We start from the raw sequence: 17,234 nt of genomic DNA, 5'->3' as shown, positions 1-17,234 counted from the left end.
GTGCGCGACGAGCCCGACGGCATCCGCCGCTACACCCACATCGGCACCGGCAACTACAACTCCAAGACCGCCCGCCTCTACGAGGACCTCGGCCTCATCACGACCGACGAGACCATCGGCGAGGACGTCGCGCACCTGTTCAACAACCTGTCGGGCTGGTCGCGCAACGCGTCCTACAACGAGCTGCTGGTGGCGCCCGACCACGTCCGCAGCGGGCTGCTCGAGCGCATCCACCGCGAGATCGACCACCAGCGGGCCGGCCGCCCGGCGCGGATCCGGATGAAGATGAACTCGCTGGTCGACGAGCACGTGATCGACGCCCTGTACGTCGCCTCGACCCAGGGCGTCCAGGTCCAGCTCGTCACCCGCGCCATCTGCGCCCTGCGCCCCGGCGTACCGGGACTGTCCGAGGGGATCGAGGTGCGCTCGATCCTGGGCCGGTTCCTGGAGCACAGCCGGGTCTTCTGGTTCGACAACGGCGGCGAGCCCGAGGCGTGGATCGGCTCGGCCGACATGATGCACCGCAACCTGGACCGCCGGATCGAGGTCCTGGTCCGGCTCCCCGAACCCGGGCTGGTGGCGTCCGTGGGCGACATGCTCGACCTGTCGTTCGCCCCGGACACCGCGGCGTGGGAGCTCGGCAGCAACGGCGACTGGCACAAGAACGACGGCACGGTGGACTACCAGGAGGCGCTCATCGAGCGGCAGCGGAGGCGCCGTACCTCGTCCTGAGCGGAGGCGTGGGTCCGCGCCTCAGCCCGGCCTGACCGCGGCCTGAGTTGCGTCCCTGCGGAAGCCTGCCCCTAGGCTGTCGGGCGGCCCGCACCGTCTCGCCAGGAGTACTCAGTGGCTTTCCGCCTCCGTCCGGTCGAAACCGCCTTCTACGACCTCTTCACCGAGTCCGCCGAGCACCTCGTCGTGGGTGCCGGCCTGCTCGCGGAGATGCTCGCGGAGGGCGCCGACCACGAGGCTGTCGCGCAGCGGATGCGCGAGGCCGAGCACGCCGCCGACGAGACCACCCACGCCATCGTCCGGCGGGTCAACCAGACCTTCGTGACGCCGTTCGACCGCGAGGACATCTACCGCCTCGCGTCGCAGCTGGACGACGTGATGGACATGATGGACGAGGTCGTCGACCTGATCCTTCTCTACGAGGTGCGCACCCTGCCGCCCGAGCTGAGCGAGCAGGTCGAGGTCCTCCAGCAGTGCGCGGACCTCACCGCCGCGGCGATGCCCAAGCTCCAGTCGATGCAGTCCCTCGAGGACTACTGGATCGAGATCAACCGGCTGGAGAACGCCGGCGACCGCAACCACCGCCGCACCCTGGCCAAGCTCTTCTCCGGGGAGTTCAAGACCATCGAGGTGCTCAAGCTCAAGGACATCGTCGAGGCGCTCGAGCACGGCATCGACGCCTTCGAGAGCGTCGCCAACATCATCGAGCAGATCGCCGTCAAGGAGTCCTGAGTCCTCCATGGACCTCGCGATCATCATCGCGGTCGTCGTCGTCGCGCTCGTCTTCGACTACACCAACGGCTTCCACGACGCGGCGAACGCCATCGCCACGTCGGTGTCGACGCGCGCGCTGACCCCACGGGTCGCGCTCGCGCTGGCCGCGGTGATGAACTTCGTCGGGGCGTTCCTGGGGCAGAAGGTCGCGACCACGGTCTCGGACACCATCGACCCGGGCACCGGCGCGCACGCGCTGGTCATCGTGATGGCCGGGCTGCTCGGCGCCATCGCCTGGAACCTCATCACCTGGTACTTCGGGCTGCCCTCGTCGTCCTCCCACGCCCTCATCGGGGGCCTGGTCGGCGCGGCGCTCGCCGCCGGCGTGAGCGTGTCCTGGGCGACTGTGATCGAGAAGGTCGTCATCCCGATGCTGCTCTCGCCCGTGGTCGCCTTCAGCCTCGGCTTCGTGCTGATGCTGGGGATCATGTGGGGCTTCCGACGAGCCAACCCGCACCGCCTCAACCGCGGCTTCAAGCTCGCCCAGACGGCCTCGGCCGCGGCGATGGCTCTCGGGCACGGGCTGCAGGACGCCCAGAAGACGATGGGCGTCATCTTCCTCGCCCTGCTGGCGGGCGGCTACGTCAACGACGGCGACCCGCTCCCCCTCTGGGTGATCTTCGCCGCGGCGGCCGCCATCTCGGCCGGCACCTGGGCCGGCGGCTGGCGGATCATGCGGACCCTGGGCCGGCGGATCATCCACCTCGACCCGCCGCGCGGCTTCGCCGCGGAGTCCGTGGCGGCCGGCGTGCTCTACACGACGGCCTACGTCTTCGAGGCGCCCATCTCCACCACCCACACGATCACGTCGGCCGTCATGGGCGTCGGCGCGACCAAGCGGTTCTCCGCGGTCCGCTGGGGCGTGGCCCGCTCGATCGTGACCGCGTGGATCCTCACCTTCCCGATGGCCGGGTCGATGGCCGCGCTCGTCTACCTGCTCTGCCGGTTCGTCTTCCAGCTGCCGTAGTCCCCGCCCCCGGCCGGGCGGTGAGTGCGGGCCCGTGCGGGCGACCAGAAAGGGCCCAAGCTCACCGCTGCCCCGGGCTGCCCCGGGCCGCCCCTCAGCCGAAGCGGCCCGAGATGTAGTCCTCGGTGCGCTTGTCCGACGGGTTGCTGAAGATGTGGGCGGTCTGGTCGAACTCGACCAGGAGGCCGGTCCGGTTGCCGGTGGTCTCGTCGGGCCGGGCAGTGAAGAAGGCGGTCCGGTCGGAGACCCGGGCGGCCTGCTGCATGTTGTGGGTGACGATGATGATCGTGTAGTCCGAGCGGAGCTCGAGCATCAGGTCCTCGATGCGCGACGTCGCGATCGGGTCGAGGGCCGAGCAGGGCTCGTCCATCAGGATGACGTCCGGCTTGGTCGCGATCGTGCGGGCGATGCAGAGGCGCTGCTGCTGGCCGCCGGAGAGGCCGTACGCCGACTGCTTCAGCTTGTCCTTGACCTCGTCCCAGAGGGCGGCCCCGTTGAGCGCCTCCTCGACCAGGTCGTCCATGTTGGACACCTTCATGCCGGTCACGCGCGGACCGTAGGCGATGTTGTCGTAGATGGACTTGGGGAACGGGTTGGGCTTCTGGAAGACCATGCCGATCTGGGTGCGGACCGCGATCGGGTCCACGTCCTTCGCGTAGATGTTCTGGCCGTGGTAGGTGACCTCACCGTCCACCCGCGCACCAGCCACGAGGTCGTTCATCCGGTTGAGGCAGCGGAGGACGGTCGACTTGCCACATCCGGACGGGCCGATCAGGGCGGTGATCTCGTTGCGCCCGAACTGGAGGTTGACGTCGTGCACGGCGTGGAAGTCGCCGTAGAAGACGTTGAGGCCCCGCGTCTCCATCACCGGGTCGGGCGGCAGCTCCGGGAGGTGACGCTCGCCGGCGGCCGTGACGTCCGCGAGCGTGCTCACCTCACCGTCGGTGCTGCTGGGGTTGCCTGCGCTGTCGGTGCGGCGCGTGGTCGCGGTGGCGGGATGCGTGGCCATGTGTGTGGTGACTCCTCACCAGGTCCGTTGGAACTTGTTGCGGATGTAGATCGCCAGCCCGTTGAGGGTCAGGATCATCACCAGCAGAACGATGATGGCGGCTGCGGCAGCGACCCGGAGGTCCTCGCGAGAGCTCGAGGAGAGACTGTAGATCTGGATGGGCAGCGCGGTGAACTGGCTCGTCGGGCTGGTGGGGTCGAACCCGACCGAGCCGGCCACACCCAGCATCAGCAGCGGCGCCGCCTCACCGATCGCGCGCGACAGACCGAGGATGGTGCCGGTCGCGATCCCCGGGATCGACGACGGCAGGGTCTGACGCCAGGTGGTCTGCCACACCGTGGCGCCGAGCGCGAGCGAGCCCTGCCGGATGTCCTGAGGAACGGCCCTGACCGCCTCGCGGGTCGTGATGATGATGACCGGGAGGATCAGCAGGGCCAGGGCGATCGCGCCGCCGATGATGATGTCGGTGCTGTCGAACCCGATCAGGGCCATGGTGGCGACGGCCAGCAGGCCGTACACCACGGACGGCACCGCCGCGAGGTTCTGCAGGTTGAGCTCGATGACCCGGTTGTACCACTTGGTGTTGTCGGCGAACTCCTCGAGATAGAGCGCGGCCGCGATGCCGAGGGGAACCGCGAGCAGCGCGGTGCCGATCATCACCCAGACGGTCCCGAGGATGCCGGCGCGGAACCCGAAGGCCTCGGGATGCAGGATCGAGTCGTACTCGGTGATCAGCTCGATGTCGAAGCGCGCCGACCCGTCGATCAGCGTGTCCACGATGAGGACCACCAGCACCATCACGCCGAAGAACAGCGAGAACCACAGGCCTGCGAGGAACACCAGGGACCCCACGTTGCGGTCCCGGCTCTTGCCGGTGGCGATGGCGTGGGTGACCTCACGGGCGGCCACGGTGGCGGCGCTCATCAGTACTCCTGCCGGAAGCGTCGCACCAGCGCGATGCTGACGAAGTTGATGACCAGGGTGATCACGAACAAGGTGAGGCCCACGGCGAACAGGGTGTTGTACTCGGTGGAACCGACCGGGTTCTCGCCCCGAGCGGTCTGCGCGATGAAGCCGGTCATGGTCTGCATGCCCTCCCGCGGGTCGGCCGAGAGGTTCTTCTGCCCGCCGGCCGCGAGGGCCACGATCATCGTCTCGCCCACCGCGCGCGACATGCCGAGGACGACCGCGGCGGCCACGCCGGACAGGGCGGCGGGCAGGACCACGCGCAGCGTGGTCTGCATCCGGTTCGCGCCCATCGCGAAGGACCCTTGCCGCAACGCCTGGGGCACAGCGGTGAAAGCGTCCTCGGACAGCGACGCCACGGTGGGCACGATCATGACGCCGAGGACGAGTCCCGCCGCGAGCGCGTTGGTGAAGTTGACGTTGAGGTTGAGGATGTCCTGGAGCAGCGTCGGGGTCACGAAGAACACCGCGAAGAAGCCGTAGACCACCGAGGGGACACCAGCCAGGAGCTCGACCGTGGGCTTCAGCACCTTGCGGGCTCGTCGGGAGGCGTACTCGGACAGGTACATCGCCGCGCCCAACCCCAGAGGGACGGCGACGAGGAGCGCGATCACCGTGACCACGAAGGTGGCGGAGATCAACGGCAGGACGGCGAACCGGCCCTCGGTCGCGAAGAAGTCGCCGAACGGGATCTCACGGAAGAAGTCGACCACCGGGCGGGACAGCGCCACGACGATGGCCACCGTGATGGCGACGGACAGGAGTGCGGACACCCGCAGGCTCCACACGATGGCCGTCTCGCCAGGGCGCGCCTTCTTGCCGAGGTCTGGGATGCCCGACGGCAGGCTCGCCCCGGGGGGCGAGCCTGCGTCGAGAGTGGTACTCATGTGTCTGATTGTCCTCAGAGGTCCGGATCAGCTGCCGATGCCCTCGAGAGCCGACTGCGTCTCGGTGTACTCCTCGTCGCTGAGCGGGATGAACAGCGCCGCCTCCGCGATCGCGGTGAGGTTCTCGATGTAGAAGTCGGTGAAGGCAGACACTGCTTCGTCGTCGGCGTAGTTCGTGTTGGCGACGTAGATGAAGAGCGGACGCGCCAGCGGCGTGTACTCACCGGCTCGCGCCGTCTCCGCCGACGGCTCGACGCACCCGTTGCCGTCGTCGATCGCGAGCGCCTTCAACGAGTCCTGGTTCTCCTCGTAGTAGGTGTAGCCGAAGTAGGCGGTCGCACCCTCGGTGCCGGCAACACCCTGCACCAGCACGTTGTCGTCCTCCGAGGACTCGAAGTCGTCGCGGGTGGCGGGCTCGTCCGCGTCGGGGTCGACGACCTCGGAGGCCATGTAGTCGTAGGTGCCCGAGTCGGTGCCGGGACCGAACAGGGCGATCTCCTGGTCAGGGAAGCTCGGGTCCAGCTGGTTCCAGTTGGTGATCGTCGAGCCCGGCTTCCAGAGCTCAACGAGCTGCTCGGTCGTCAGGCAGTCGACGTCGAGGTCCGGGTGCACGACCACGGTCAGCGCGTCGGTGGCGACCAGGAGCTCGGTGAACTCGATGCCGGCCTCCTCGCACGCCGCGACCTCGTCCTCCTCGATCGGACGGGACGCGTCGGAGATGTCGGTCTCGCCGGCGCAGAAGCGCTCGAAGCCACCGCCGGTGCCGGACTCCGCCACCGCGACCTCGACCTTCGGGGCCTCCTCGCGGAAGAGCTCTGCCGCGGCCTGGCTCATCGGGAACACGGTGGACGAACCGTCGATCGTCACCGACCCGGAGATGTCGCTGCTCTCGCCGTCGCCGCCGTCCCCGCCGTCGTCCTCGCCGCTGCAACCGGTGAGGAGGAGGGCCGCGGCCGCGATGCCGGGCACGATCGCCCGGCGGAAGGTCATGCGCTTCACAGAATCTCCTGAAGTTTCTCGGGTCCCCGCGCGCGCACATTCCCGTGCACCCCCGGGTGCTCCACCTCCCTGGGCGGAACACCTCGGACGCTAGGGAGCGCAGGTGTCCGGCTCCGGGGTCGTCGGTGAACGCAGGGTGAACGGGTCCGGCCAACTCAGCGACGCCGCGTGACCGCGCTCACGCCGTCCGCCCAGGTCAGTGCCGGTGCGGCCGGATTCAACCGCCCGGAGGTCCCCCGGCCCGGCTCACCCGGCCTGGTGGCGCTCGGTGGCGACGACCCGGCCGTGCCGGAGGTGGACGACCAGCATCTCGCCCTTCTCCAGCCCGGCGTCCTCCAGGCCGAGCGCGTCGAAGACCCACGGCAGCACCGGCCGGTGGGTGCACACCAGCAAGCCGCCGGCGGTCCTCGGTGCCTCCTCGAGCTCGGCCACGAGGTCGGCGACCTTCCGCCGCACCGCCTTGGGCGTGGCGTCCTCCTCGCTGAGGACGTCGTCCACCTCGAGCTTGCCGCCGGTCGCGTCGGCGTAGGGCTCGAGGGTCTGGGTGCACCGGGTGCTGCCCGAGCTGACCAGCCGGGTGACGCCGTACGCCGCCAGCACGGGCGCCAGCCGCTCGGCCTGGCGCCGGCCGCCGGCCACGAGCGGCCGCCGGCGGTCGTCGCCGGGCCAGGTCTTCCTGGCCCGGGACACCGCGTGCCGCAGGACGACGACCGTACGGGTCCGCTTGCGGAGCCCGAGGGCCTCCTCGAGCGTCTCCACGTCGTGCTCGTAGGTCAGCAGCCCGCGCGCCCGCGGCGCGGACACCCACTGGACCTTGTCGATCTCCGCGTTGGGGGCGTAGGTGCTGACGTCGAGGTGCTCGGCGGAGTCGTCGACCGGGCGGCCGACCCAGTAGTTGACGGTCTTCATCCCGTCCCGGACGGGGTAGCGCTGGCTGGCGAGGGGCGCGCCCAGCCGCACTCGTACCCCGGTCTCCTCGAGCACCTCGCGGACCGCGGCGGCCGCGGCTCGTTCCCCCGGGTCGAGCTTGCCCTTGGGGAACGACCAGTCGTCGTACTTGGGGCGGTGGACCAGGAGGACCGTCCGGTTCGGCCCGAACACGACCACCCCCGCCGACACGACATCACGCGGACCACGGCGGACCGGGCCGGGCGGCGGGACCATGGCGGTTAGTCTCACACGCGTGACCAGGGAGCGCCGTCGCTGGCTCACCGTCGTGGCGGCCGCAGGGCTGGCCCTCGTGCTGGTCGCCCTCGGGGCGGTGGCCGGGGTCCGCTGGTGGCGCGAGTCGCAGCGCACCGACCTGCAGCGCGCGCTGGCGTGGGCACCCGAGGGTTCGGCGCGCTTCTCGTGGACCGACTGGGACGCGGTCCGGTCCCAGCTGGACACGCAGGTCGACGCCCAGTCGTCCGGGCTCGAGGTCGCCGAGCTCCTCAACGAGGGCTACGACGCCGACCTGACGTCGACGACGGCGATGGGCGAGTCGGCGGAGGTCCTCCAGGAGCGGTTCGGCTTCTCGCCGGCGACGGTCTCGTGGGAGCTGCTCAGCCAGTCCGAGACCGGGTCCGTGATGACACTGGGGCTGCCGGACTCGTACGACTTCGACGAGCTCGCCTCGACGCTGGAGTCCCTGGGCTACGACCGGCCCGACTCCGACGCCGGCGTCTGGGTGGGCGGCGCCGAGCTGGTGGCGACGATCGCCCAGGGCGCGTCGATCTCGCCCCAGCTCTCGCACGTCGCCCTCGACCGGGACCGCGGGCTGGTCCTGACGAGCGACGACGAGGGCTACCTGGCCGAGGCCGTCGAGGCGCTCGACCGCGAGCAGGGCGGCGGGGACGTCGAGGACGTCGCCGTCGAGGCGGGCGACGCCGTCTCGGCGGTTCTCCTCGACTCCGCGCAGGTGTGCGGCGGGCTGGCGATGTCGCAGGCGGACGAGATCGACCAGCAGGCCGCCGACGAGCTGGTCGCGGCCGCCGGTGACCTCCACCCGCTGACGGCGTTCGCCCTCGCCGCGCAGCCCGACGGGGAGGTGCTCGCGGTGCTGGGGTTCGAGACCGAGGACCAGGCCCGCACCAACGCCGACAGCCGGGCGCAGCTGGCCGCCGGCCCGGCGCCCGGGCAGGGCGGCGACTTCAGCGAACGGTTCACGCTCGGCGACGTCACCGCCGACGGCACCGTCGTGACCATGCACCTCGAGCCCGTGGAGGGCGCGTTCGTCCTGTCCGACCTGTCGTCGGGGCCGGTGCTGTTCGCGACCTGCTAGTGCGGAGCCGCCGCCGGGACGCGCGGCCCCGGCAGCAGGGCCAGCACCACGGCCGACAGCCCCCCGGCCACCGCGACCACCACGAAGGCGCCGTCGTACCCCCCGACCACGCTGGCGATCAGCGCGCCCAGCCACGGGGCGAACGCCGCGGTCACCATGACCGCGCCGCTGAGGACCGAGCTGCGCGCCCCGAAGGCCTGGGTGCCCCACCGGTCCGACACGGCGGTCGCCTGGATGAGGGTGAAGATGCCGCGCGCGACGCCGGCCGCGAACGACACGACGCACACCAGCACCGCCCACCGGGCGGAGACCGCCAGGCCGAACGTCGTGACGCTGGCCGCGGCGACCACCAGCACGGTGCGGGGCCGGACCGGGAGCGGTGCGAGCAGCGGCCCGTAGACGAGCCTGCCGGCGACCTGGCCGACGCCGCCGAGGCCGAGTGCGACGGCGGCGACCAGCGGCGTGAGCCCGCCGTCGGTCAGCAGCGGCACGAGGTTGACCACGGCGGCGTACACGCAGAACCCGGCGAGGGTGAACGCCGCGACCAGGAGGCCGAACTCCGGGGTCCGCAGCAGCCGGCTGGGGTCCGGACGCCCGGCAGCGTCCTGGGGGTCCGGCGGGACCGGCGTCCACGGGTCACGCAGCCCCCACCAGTGCACGGCGACCGTCGAGGCCAGCGGCACGGCCAGCAGCAGGTAGGCGCTGCGCCAGGTCCCGAGGTCCTCGAGCAGCGCCGCGAGCGGGCCGAACACCGTCGAGGCCAGCCCGGCGACCAGGGTGACCACCGTGAGCGCCCGCACGCGTCGGGCCCCGGCCCAGTGGGTCAGCACGGTGAACGCCGGCGCGTACAGCGTGGCCGACATCGCCACCCCGACGAGCACCCAGGCCACGACGAACAGCGCGAAGGTCGGGGCGAGAGCCACCGCGACCACCGCGACCACACCCAGCGCCGAGCCGGCGGTCATCACCACCCGCGGCCCGTCCCGGTCGAGCCGCCGGCCGACCCAGAGACCGGCGCCCGCGGCCACCACCTGGGCCATCGTGAACACCGCCATCAGGTGGGTCAGCGGCCAGCCCTCGCGGTCCCGGACGGCCGTGGCCAGCACCAGGAACGCGTAGAACAGGACGCCCCACGACACGATCTCGGTGTAGGCAAGGACCTGCACCACGCGCCGCAGCCGGTCCTCGGCCAGCGGGGCGACGGCGGCCGGCGCGGGTGCGGACCGGCTCATCCGCAGCCGGAACCGCCCGTGGCCGGGGCGCCGATGGTGATCAGCTCGGGCTGCGCCGGCGCGCAGCAGGCACCGCCGTTGGCCTCGGTCGGCTCACCGTCGAAGACGCCCGAGCCACCGCACACGCCCGACTCCGGCAGCACCAGCTCGACCCGGGCCGCGGCCTCGTGGTCGCCGGCGACGGCGGCCACGATGCTGCGCGTCTGCTCGAAGCCGGTGAGGGCCAGGAACGACGGCGCGCGGCCGTAGGACTTCATGCCGGCAAGGTAGAGGCCCGGCTCCGGCTGCGCGAGCTCGGCCGCGCCGTGCGGGTAGACGGTGCCGCAGGAGTGGACGTTGGGGTCGATCAGCGGGGCGAGGGTCCGCGGGGCCGAGAGGACCGGGTCGAGGTCGAGGCGGACCTCGCTCAGCCAGGTCAGGTCCGGCCGGAAGCCGGTCACCACGATGACCTCGTCGACGTCGCCGACGGCTCGGCCGTCGGTGTCCGTGAGGGTGAGCCGGCCGTCGGCCTGCGCCGCGACCCGCTCGGTCCGGAAGCCGGTGACGACCTCGACGGGTCCGGCGGACACGGCCTGCTCGGCACGCTTGCCCAATGCCCCCCGGGCCTCGAGCTGGTCGTTGTCGCCGCCACCGAAGGCGTCCTCGACGCCGGGGCGGCGCAGGAGCCAGACGACCGAGGTCGACGGGACCTCGGCGGCGAGTCCGGCCAGGCCCACCAGGGTGTTCTGGGCGGAGGCCCCGCGGCCGGCCACGGCGACCCGCTTGCCGCCGTAGCGCGCCCGCACCACCTCGTCGGCGAAGTCCGGGATGCCGTAGGTGATCCGCGCCGCGTGCTCGGTCTCGCCCAGCGCCGGCAGCCCGTCCGCACCCAGCGGGTTGGGTCCGGTCCAGGTGCCCGACGCGTCCACCACCGCGGCGGCGAGCAGGGTGGAGCGGACGCCGTCGTGCTCCACGTGGACGGTGAACGGCGCGTCCTCGCGGCCGGAGTCGACGAGCCGGTCGCGACCCCGCTTCGCCACGCCGACCACCCGGTGCCCGGTGCGCACCTCGACGACCCCGGTGGCGGCCAGCGCCTCGGCCAGCGGCTCGAGGTAGTCGGCCACCCACTCGGCGCCGACCGGGTAGCGGTCGGGGTCGGGCCCGGCCCACCCACGCGGCCGCAGCAGCGACTCCGCCACCGGGTCGACCAGCTCGCGCCAGGCCGAGAACAGCCGGACGTGGCCCCACTCGCGTACCGAGGCGCCGACCTGGGGCCCGGCCTCGAGCAGCACGGTCGGCAGCCCGCGGGAGTACGCGTGCGCCGCGGCGGCGAGCCCGATGGGGCCGGCGCCGACGATCACGAGCGGCAGGTCGGGGGTGGGTCGAGCGGTCATCGGTCTCTCCTCGGCGTTCGGGTGGCATTCATCGATCGGTGTCGATACACGACCATATCGACGGACGTCGATGAAAGCAACCATCGATCTGCATCGATGTATGCTGGCCCGCGTGAGCACCCTGGACCTGGTCCCCCCGGCGGCCGCCACCGCTCCCACCTCGGAGGCGGGCGACTGCTGCGGCCCCGCCGACCACTCGCGCCCGGCCGCGCTCGACCCGGCCGCGGCCACGACGTACGCCGAGTGGTTCGCGACGCTCTCCGACCCCACCCGGGTCCGGCTGCTGCACACCGTGTCCACCGCGCCATCGGGCTCGGTGCGGGTGGGCGACCTCGCGGAGGCCCTGGGCATCAGCCAGTCGACCACCTCACACCACGTCCGGCGCCTCGCCGAGGTCGGGTTCGTCGCCGTCGACAAGGTCGGCACGGCCTCCGTCGTCTCGGTCAACCCGGCCTGCTGCACCGGGCTCCCGCACGCCGCCGACGTCGTGATGGGCACGCTCGCCGAACGGCCGTGCTGCCCCGAGGACCTGCCGGCCGACGTCGCCACCCGGGCGATGACCGACGCCGACCTCCCGGTCGTGCGCGAGATCTACGCCGAGGGCATCGCCACCAGGAACGCGACGTTCGAGACCGAGGTCCCCCCGCTCGACGTGCTCGCGGAGAAGTGGCTGCCCGGGCACCGCTGGGTCGCCGAGGCGGACGGCGCCGTCGTCGGCTGGACCGGCGTGAGCCCGGTGTCCGCCCGGGACTGCTACGCCGGTGTGGGCGAGACGAGCGTCTACGTCACCGAGTCCGCGCGCGGCCGGGGCGTCGGCAAGGCCCTGCTGTTCCGCCAGGTGACCGAGGCGGACGCCGGCGGGCTGTGGACCCTGCAGACCTCGATCTTCCCGGAGAACCGGGCCTCGATCGCCCTGCACCACGGGGCCGGCTACCGGACCCTCGCGGTCCGCCCGCGGATCGCGAGGCTCGACGGCGTCTGGCGGGACACGGTGCTGCTGGAGCGCCGCCGCACCGACGACTGAGGCGGCCGTCCGGCTCAGCTGAAGCGGCGCAGCCGCAGGCTGTTGCTGACCACGAAGACCGACGAGAACGCCATCGCCGCCCCGGCGACCATCGGGTTCAACAGGCCGGTCATGGCCAGCGGCAGGGCCGCCACGTTGTAGCCGAAGGCCCACACCAGGTTGCCCTTGATGGTGCTCAGCGTCCGGCGGGACAGGCGCACGGCGTCCGCCGCGGTCCGCAGGTCGCCGCCGACCAGGGTCAGGTCGGCCGCCGCCATCGCGGCGTCCGTGCCCGTCCCGAGGGCGATGCCGAGGTCGGCTCGGGCCAGCGCGGCGGCGTCGTTGACGCCGTCGCCCACCATCGCCACGACCCGGCCCTGCTCCTGGAGCCGGGCCACCTCGTCGACCTTGTCGGCCGGGAGCACGCCGGCGACGACCGTCTCGATGCCCACCTCGGCGGCCACCGCCCGGGCCACGACCTCGTGGTCGCCGGTGAGCAGCACCGGCTCGAGGCCGAGCGCGCGCAGGTCGCGGACCGCCTCGGCGGAGGTCGGCTTCACGACGTCGGCGACGACCAGCACCCCCCGGGCCCGGCCGTCCCAGCCCACCAGCACCGCGGTCCGGCCGGCACTCCTGGCGTCGCCGGTCGCCGCCTCGAGCTCGGCGGGGACCGACAGGCCGCGTGCGGCCAGCAGCTCGGGCCGGCCCACGACCACCTCGCACCCCTCGACGGTCCCGCTCGTCCCCATCCCGTCGTGGCTGACGAAGTCGTCCACGGGCGGCGGGGTCTCGTCCCGGGCGATCGCCGTCGCCACGGGGTGGAGCGAGCCCGACGAGACGGCGGCAGCCAGGCGGCGTACGTCGGCGGCGTCCTCGCCCGGCGCGGGGACCACGTCGACGAGGGTCATCTGCCCGGTGGTGACCGTGCCGGTCTTGTCGAGCACCACGGTGTCCACGCGCCGGGTCGACTCGAGCACCTCGGGACCGCGGATCAGGATGCCGAGCTGGGCCCCGCGGCCGGTGCCGACCAGGAGGGCGGTCGGCGTGGCCAGGCCCAGGGCGCAGGGGCAGGCGATGATCAGCACCGCGACCGCGGTGCTGACCGCGAACGCGCCGCCGGTGCCGGCGCCGACCCAGAAGCCGAGCGTGGCCACCGCGAGGGCGACCACGACGGGCACGAAGACGCCCGAGATCCGGTCGGCCAGGCGCTGGACCTGGGTCTTGCCGTGCTGCGCCTCCTCGACCAGCCGGGCCATCTGGGCGAGCCGGGTGTCGCTCCCGACCCGGGTGGCCCGGACCACGATCCGGCCACCGGCGTTGAGGGTCGCCCCGGTCACCTCGTCGCCCGGCCGCACCTCGACCGGCACCGACTCCCCGGTCAGCATCGAGGCGTCGACGGCGGAGCTGCCCCGCTCGACGACCCCGTCGGTGGCGACCTTCTCCCCCGGCCGCACCACGAAGACGTCACCCACGCTCAGCCGGTCGATGGGCACCCGGGTCTCGGCGCGGCCGTCGGGCCCGTCGGCCAGCACCGCCACGTCCTTGGCCCCGAGGTCCATGAGCGCCCGCAGCGCCGCACCGGCCTGGCGCTTCGAGCGGCGTTCGAACCAGCGGCCCGCCAGCAGGAAGGTGGTGACCCCGGTCGCCGCCTCGAGGTAGATGGAGTCCAGCCCATCGCCGCGCTCCACCGTCAGCTCGAAGGGGTGGGTCATCCCGATCTCACCGGCCGTGCCCGCGAACAGGGCCACCAGCGACCAGGCGTACGCCGCCAGGACGCCGACCGACACCAGCGTGTCCATCGTCGTCGCGGCGTGCCGCAGGTTGGTCCAGGCCGCCTTGTGGAACGGCCAGCCGCCCCAGACCACCACCGGGGTCGCCAGGGTCAGGGACGCCCACTGCCAGGCGTCGAACTGCAGCGCGGGCACCATCGCCATCAGGACGACCGGGACCGTCAGCAGGGCCGAGACGACCAGCCGCTGCCGCATCAGGGCCAGCTCGGGGTCGGCCGGCTCCCCCGCCGCGCCGTCGCCGGGCTCCGGTGGCGGCGCCGGCAGCGCGGCGGCGTACCCCGCCGCCGAGACCGTGGCGAGGAGGTCGTCGGCGGTGACCGGCTCGGCGTAGGTCACCCGGGCCTTCTCGGTCGCGTAGTTGACGCTCGCGGTGACCCCGTCGAGCTTGTTGAGCTTGCGCTCGATCCGGTTGGCGCACGACGCGCAGGTCATCCCGGTGATGTCGAGCTCGACGTCAGTGGTCATCAGTGCCCACCTCCGGCTCCGTCCTCGTCGCCGTGGCTGTGCGTGTGGCCGTCCCCGGCCTCGACACTGACGGTGAACTCCGCCGTGTGCACGGCGCCCGCGTGCTCGAACTCGAGGAACAGCCGGTAGCGCCCGCCGGTGGGGAACGTCGCGGTGAACGGGATCTCCGGGCCGGTGCCGGCCCCGGCGTCCGGGTGGCCGTGCACGTAGGCGAGGTCGCCGTCGCGGAGGACGACCAGGTGGCCGAGCTCGCCGAGGTACTGGCCCAGGTCGGTGACCGGACGCCCGTCCCGCCTCACGGTGGCCACGACCGCGGTCTCCTCGCCCACCGCCGGCGCGGTCTCGACGATGACCTCGTAGCCGTCGACGGAGGCACTGAGCACGTCCTCCCCCAGCGGCACGCTCCCGCCGTCGCCCTCGGCGACGAGGTCCGCGCCGAGCACCACCTGCTCGCCGCCGGACGGCACGAAGTCGGCGAGCACCCGCCACGAGCCCGGCTCGAGGGCCAGCTCCGTGGACCACTCGCCGGTCGCCGGGTCCAGGGTCGGGTGCACGTGCTGGAAGCCGGTCAGGTCGCGGCGCACCGCGATCAGGTGCAGGTCGCGCTCGTGGGCCTCGTCGTACGCCGTGACCGGCTCGCCCTCCGGTCCCACGACCGTGAACGTGAACGGCTGCACCCCCGAGCCGAGCCGGGTCCCGGGCAGCTCGAGCCGGTAGCCGTCGACCTCCTGCGCGAGCCCGGCGGTGCTCACGCTCGCCGCGGGCGCCGCGTGGTCGTCGCCCGCGTGCTCGTCGTCCGAGGCGTGCGCCGGCGCCGCGTCGAGGTCGACCGGGCCGACCAGACGGCCGACGCCGAGGGCGGCCACCAGGACGACGCCCAGCACGGCGACGTACGCCGCCGCCCGGGCGGGGGCCTTCTCCAAGCCGGTCATGGGGTCACGCCAGCGCGTAGCCGGCTTCCTCCACGGCGGCGGCGACGTCCGCCCGGTCGAGGGGCTCGGCGCTGGTCACGTCGACCCGACCGCTCGCGAGGTCGACCTGGACGTCCTCGACCCCGGGCAGCGCACCGATCTCCTCGGTGACCGAGGCCACGCAGTGGCCACAGGTCATGCCGGTCACGGTCCAGCTGCTCGTGCTGGCACCCTCGCCGGCACCCCCACTGACACCCTCGCCGGGGGCGGTCATGCCCGCACCAGCCTGGCGATGGCCTCCACGGCCTCGCTGACCTTGGCACGCCCTTCGGCGTCCCCGGCGCGGGCCGCATCGGCGACACAGTGGTTCATGTGGTCCTCCAAGAGTGAGATCGAGACGGCCTGGAGCGCCTTCGTCATCGCGGACACCTGGGTGAGGATGTCGATGCAGTACTGCTCCTCGTCGACCATCCGCTGCAGGCCGCGGGCCTGCCCCTCGATGCGTCTCAGCCGGGCCAGGACGTCGTCCTTGCGGTGCAGGTAGCCGTGTCCGGTCGCGCTCACCTTGGTACCGTACCCCCCTAGGGTACCTGCGTCAAGGCATGCCGCGACCCCGCCCGCGGAAGGCCCGGGGCGTGGTGGCCGGCGGGTCAGCCGGCGACGGGGGTGACGCCGAGGATGGCGTCGATCTGCGAGGTGGTGAGGTGCTCGTCGGTCTCGCTGGCCGCGATGATGAGGTTGGTGGTGAGCTCCACCTCGCCGAGCAGGTCGGCATCCTCGAGAGTCACGTCGAACTGGTCATGCACTCGGAACACTCCCCTCTCGGCCGGTGACCTACGGGTGAACAACACCGGTGACATCCCGGCTGCATCGACGGTACCCCGCCTGGTCCGCAGCCCACGAACGTCTCCGGGTCCAGCGTAGACCGCGCGCGGCCCGGACGGCTCTGATCCGAACGGGTGGTACCGGCGCCTCGCGGAACCACCCGGACAGCACACGAGGCCCCACCCGTGCGGGTGGGGCCTCGCGCTGGAGACTCGGGTGAGTCCCGGGACGAATCAGAGAGCGCGAACGTTCTCCGCCTGCGGGCCCTTGGGGCCCTGGGTCACGTCGAACTCGACCTTCTGGTTCTCGTCGAGGGACTTGTAGCCCTGCGACTGGATCGCCGAGTAGTGCACGAAGACGTCGTCGCCGCCGTCCTCCTGCGCGATGAAGCCGAAGCCCTTCTCGGCGTTGAACCACTTCACGGTGCCTTGAGCCATTGCTCTGAACTCCTATATCGGTGCGATGAGGATCCTCACTTCGAGGATCTCCGCATCAGATGCGGTGACACGTCGCTCCGAGATGTGGAAAAGGCACCACACAAACGAAACGCCGTTGGATCACAAACTCCGCAGGCGTCAGACCAGCTGGAACTTTGCATCTGTTGCAGACCCGACAGTACCAAGCCTCGGCGACCTGCAAAGCCCTCGGAGGGGTCAATCTCGGTCCCGCGCGTGACGGTTCGGCGTCGGCCCGGTGACGGATGCGTGACCGCGGCGCTCGCCGGGGTCGGCAACGCCGAGTCCGAGCTGAGCATTGTTACCTCCGAGTGGATGACAAGTGGCAGCACTGTGCACCTGGTCTAGAACGCCACGCCGGCAAAACCGCCTCAGTGACCTCAATAGTGGTCTCAAACCCCATTTTCATGGGCCGTTCGGACTAGTCCAGGATGACTAGGTGCGCGGTCATCGAACGACTAGTAACGAACTCTGTTCACATCCTGTTACTCGGGGCCCACTCTGGTTGCTGTGACCTCCCCCAGGTCACAGACCCCCACCAGGGAAGCGGCCCGGATCCCCCGGTCCGGCCGCCTCCCAAGAC

18 protein-coding genes are annotated in these 17,234 nt (G+C 72.0%); 5 read left to right on the top strand and 13 right to left on the bottom strand.

The annotated features are described in order from the left end of the window. The 3 genes from JHD21_RS12135 to JHD21_RS12125 all read left to right on the top strand — a co-directional run. Nucleotides 1-732: phospholipase D-like domain-containing protein (locus JHD21_RS12135; protein WP_365695989.1), on the top strand; the 732-nt coding region annotated here is incomplete at its 5' end. 114 nt (nt 733-846) lie between these two features. Beyond that, nucleotides 847-1,464, top strand: a complete 618-nt coding sequence (locus JHD21_RS12130) for a DUF47 family protein (protein ID WP_292675418.1) — start codon at nt 847-849, stop codon at nt 1,462-1,464. A 7-nt stretch (nt 1,465-1,471) separates the two neighbouring features. Beyond that, on the top strand, nt 1,472-2,473 hold the full coding sequence (locus JHD21_RS12125) for an inorganic phosphate transporter (protein ID WP_292675415.1): 1,002 nt from the start codon (nt 1,472-1,474) through the stop codon (nt 2,471-2,473). A gap of 94 nt (nt 2,474-2,567) precedes the next feature. Here the strand turns inward: JHD21_RS12125 and pstB are convergent, their stop codons facing one another. The 5 genes from pstB to JHD21_RS12100 form a co-directional block, all read right to left on the bottom strand. Continuing rightward, on the bottom strand, nt 2,568-3,338 hold the full coding sequence (gene pstB / locus JHD21_RS12120; protein WP_292675420.1) for a phosphate ABC transporter ATP-binding protein PstB: 771 nt from the start codon (nt 3,336-3,338) through the stop codon (nt 2,568-2,570). A 159-nt stretch (nt 3,339-3,497) separates the two neighbouring features. After that, the gene (pstA, locus tag JHD21_RS12115; RefSeq protein ID WP_292675412.1) at nt 3,498-4,406 is read right to left on the bottom strand and encodes a phosphate ABC transporter permease PstA; all 909 of its coding nucleotides are present in this window, start codon (nt 4,404-4,406) and stop codon (nt 3,498-3,500) included. Beyond that, nucleotides 4,406-5,335, bottom strand: a complete 930-nt coding sequence (gene pstC, locus JHD21_RS12110) for a phosphate ABC transporter permease subunit PstC (RefSeq protein WP_292675410.1) — start codon at nt 5,333-5,335, stop codon at nt 4,406-4,408. Before pstC ends, pstA begins: the two co-directional genes overlap by 1 nt. A gap of 27 nt (nt 5,336-5,362) precedes the next feature. Continuing rightward, nucleotides 5,363-6,325 carry a PstS family phosphate ABC transporter substrate-binding protein gene (locus tag JHD21_RS12105; protein WP_292675408.1) on the bottom strand — a complete coding sequence of 321 codons (963 nt, stop codon included), beginning with the start codon at nt 6,323-6,325 and terminating at the stop codon, nt 5,363-5,365. A gap of 255 nt (nt 6,326-6,580) precedes the next feature. Then, entirely contained in the window at nt 6,581-7,498 is a 918-nt protein-coding gene (locus JHD21_RS12100; RefSeq protein ID WP_292675405.1) for an NUDIX domain-containing protein, read from the bottom strand. Between the two features lie 19 nt (nt 7,499-7,517). Here JHD21_RS12100 and JHD21_RS12095 point away from each other — a divergent pair, with 19 nt between their 5' ends. After that, nucleotides 7,518-8,597: a hypothetical protein gene (locus tag JHD21_RS12095; protein WP_292675403.1), complete on the top strand. Its 1,080-nt coding sequence runs from the start codon at nt 7,518-7,520 to the stop codon at nt 8,595-8,597. Here the strand turns inward: JHD21_RS12095 and JHD21_RS12090 are convergent. Beyond that, the gene (locus JHD21_RS12090; protein WP_292675400.1) at nt 8,594-9,829 is read right to left on the bottom strand and encodes an MFS transporter; all 1,236 of its coding nucleotides are present in this window, start codon (nt 9,827-9,829) and stop codon (nt 8,594-8,596) included. The genes JHD21_RS12095 and JHD21_RS12090 overlap by 4 nt on opposite strands. Next, nucleotides 9,826-11,202 carry an NAD(P)-binding domain-containing protein gene (locus JHD21_RS12085; RefSeq protein WP_292675397.1) on the bottom strand — a complete coding sequence of 459 codons (1,377 nt, stop codon included), beginning with the start codon at nt 11,200-11,202 and terminating at the stop codon, nt 9,826-9,828. The genes JHD21_RS12090 and JHD21_RS12085 overlap by 4 nt, the downstream gene beginning before the upstream one ends. Nucleotides 11,203-11,314: 112 nt before the next feature. On the opposite strand from JHD21_RS12085, the gene JHD21_RS12080 reads away from it, so the two are divergent. Continuing rightward, the gene (locus JHD21_RS12080; RefSeq protein ID WP_292675395.1) at nt 11,315-12,226 is read left to right on the top strand and encodes a metalloregulator ArsR/SmtB family transcription factor; all 912 of its coding nucleotides are present in this window, start codon (nt 11,315-11,317) and stop codon (nt 12,224-12,226) included. A gap of 14 nt (nt 12,227-12,240) precedes the next feature. On the opposite strand, the gene JHD21_RS12075 is transcribed toward JHD21_RS12080, so the two are convergent. From JHD21_RS12075 to JHD21_RS12050, 6 genes are all read right to left on the bottom strand, one after another. Continuing rightward, on the bottom strand, nt 12,241-14,460 hold the full coding sequence (locus tag JHD21_RS12075) for a heavy metal translocating P-type ATPase (RefSeq protein ID WP_292675392.1): 2,220 nt from the start codon (nt 14,458-14,460) through the stop codon (nt 12,241-12,243). Beyond that, nucleotides 14,460-15,392 carry a hypothetical protein gene (locus tag JHD21_RS12070; protein ID WP_292675390.1) on the bottom strand — a complete coding sequence of 311 codons (933 nt, stop codon included), beginning with the start codon at nt 15,390-15,392 and terminating at the stop codon, nt 14,460-14,462. The genes JHD21_RS12075 and JHD21_RS12070 overlap by 1 nt, the downstream gene beginning before the upstream one ends. 4 nt (nt 15,393-15,396) lie before the next feature. Continuing rightward, a complete protein-coding gene (locus JHD21_RS12065; RefSeq protein WP_292675386.1) occupies nt 15,397-15,645 on the bottom strand; it encodes a cation transporter in 249 nt (82 codons plus the stop codon). Next, nucleotides 15,642-15,935 (bottom strand): metal-sensitive transcriptional regulator, encoded by a 294-nt coding sequence (locus JHD21_RS12060; protein WP_292675383.1) that lies wholly within the window; start codon nt 15,933-15,935, stop codon nt 15,642-15,644. The genes JHD21_RS12065 and JHD21_RS12060 overlap by 4 nt, the downstream gene beginning before the upstream one ends. A gap of 86 nt (nt 15,936-16,021) precedes the next feature. Further along, nucleotides 16,022-16,159 (bottom strand): hypothetical protein, encoded by a 138-nt coding sequence (locus tag JHD21_RS12055; protein ID WP_292675381.1) that lies wholly within the window; start codon nt 16,157-16,159, stop codon nt 16,022-16,024. Between the two features lie 270 nt (nt 16,160-16,429). Then, nucleotides 16,430-16,633, bottom strand: a complete 204-nt coding sequence (locus JHD21_RS12050; protein ID WP_135078682.1) for a cold-shock protein — start codon at nt 16,631-16,633, stop codon at nt 16,430-16,432. Nucleotides 16,634-17,234 lie beyond the last annotated feature (601 nt).

This window comes from Nocardioides sp., assembly GCF_016462705.1.
Taxonomy (GTDB): Bacteria; Actinomycetota; Actinomycetes; order Propionibacteriales; family Nocardioidaceae; genus Nocardioides.
This window is presented reverse-complemented; position numbering and strand designations above follow the sequence as displayed.

Coding starts and splice junctions, on each gene's coding strand:
- JHD21_RS12100 (WP_292675405.1), bottom strand. CDS start 7,498: ATGGTCCCGCCGCCCGGCCCGGTCCGCCGTGGTCCGCGTGATGTCGTG.
- pstC (WP_292675410.1), bottom strand. CDS start 5,335: ATGAGTACCACTCTCGACGCAGGCTCGCCCCCCGGGGCGAGCCTGCCG.
- JHD21_RS12075 (WP_292675392.1), bottom strand. CDS start 14,460: ATGACCACTGACGTCGAGCTCGACATCACCGGGATGACCTGCGCGTCG.
- JHD21_RS12065 (WP_292675386.1), bottom strand. CDS start 15,645: ATGACCGCCCCCGGCGAGGGTGTCAGTGGGGGTGCCGGCGAGGGTGCC.
- JHD21_RS12125 (WP_292675415.1), top strand. CDS start 1,472: ATGGACCTCGCGATCATCATCGCGGTCGTCGTCGTCGCGCTCGTCTTC.
- JHD21_RS12070 (WP_292675390.1), bottom strand. CDS start 15,392: ATGACCGGCTTGGAGAAGGCCCCCGCCCGGGCGGCGGCGTACGTCGCC.
- pstA (WP_292675412.1), bottom strand. CDS start 4,406: ATGAGCGCCGCCACCGTGGCCGCCCGTGAGGTCACCCACGCCATCGCC.
- JHD21_RS12090 (WP_292675400.1), bottom strand. CDS start 9,829: ATGAGCCGGTCCGCACCCGCGCCGGCCGCCGTCGCCCCGCTGGCCGAG.
- JHD21_RS12105 (WP_292675408.1), bottom strand. CDS start 6,325: ATGACCTTCCGCCGGGCGATCGTGCCCGGCATCGCGGCCGCGGCCCTC.
- JHD21_RS12050 (WP_135078682.1), bottom strand. CDS start 16,633: ATGGCTCAAGGCACCGTGAAGTGGTTCAACGCCGAGAAGGGCTTCGGC.
- JHD21_RS12085 (WP_292675397.1), bottom strand. CDS start 11,202: ATGACCGCTCGACCCACCCCCGACCTGCCGCTCGTGATCGTCGGCGCC.
- pstB (WP_292675420.1), bottom strand. CDS start 3,338: ATGGAGACGCGGGGCCTCAACGTCTTCTACGGCGACTTCCACGCCGTG.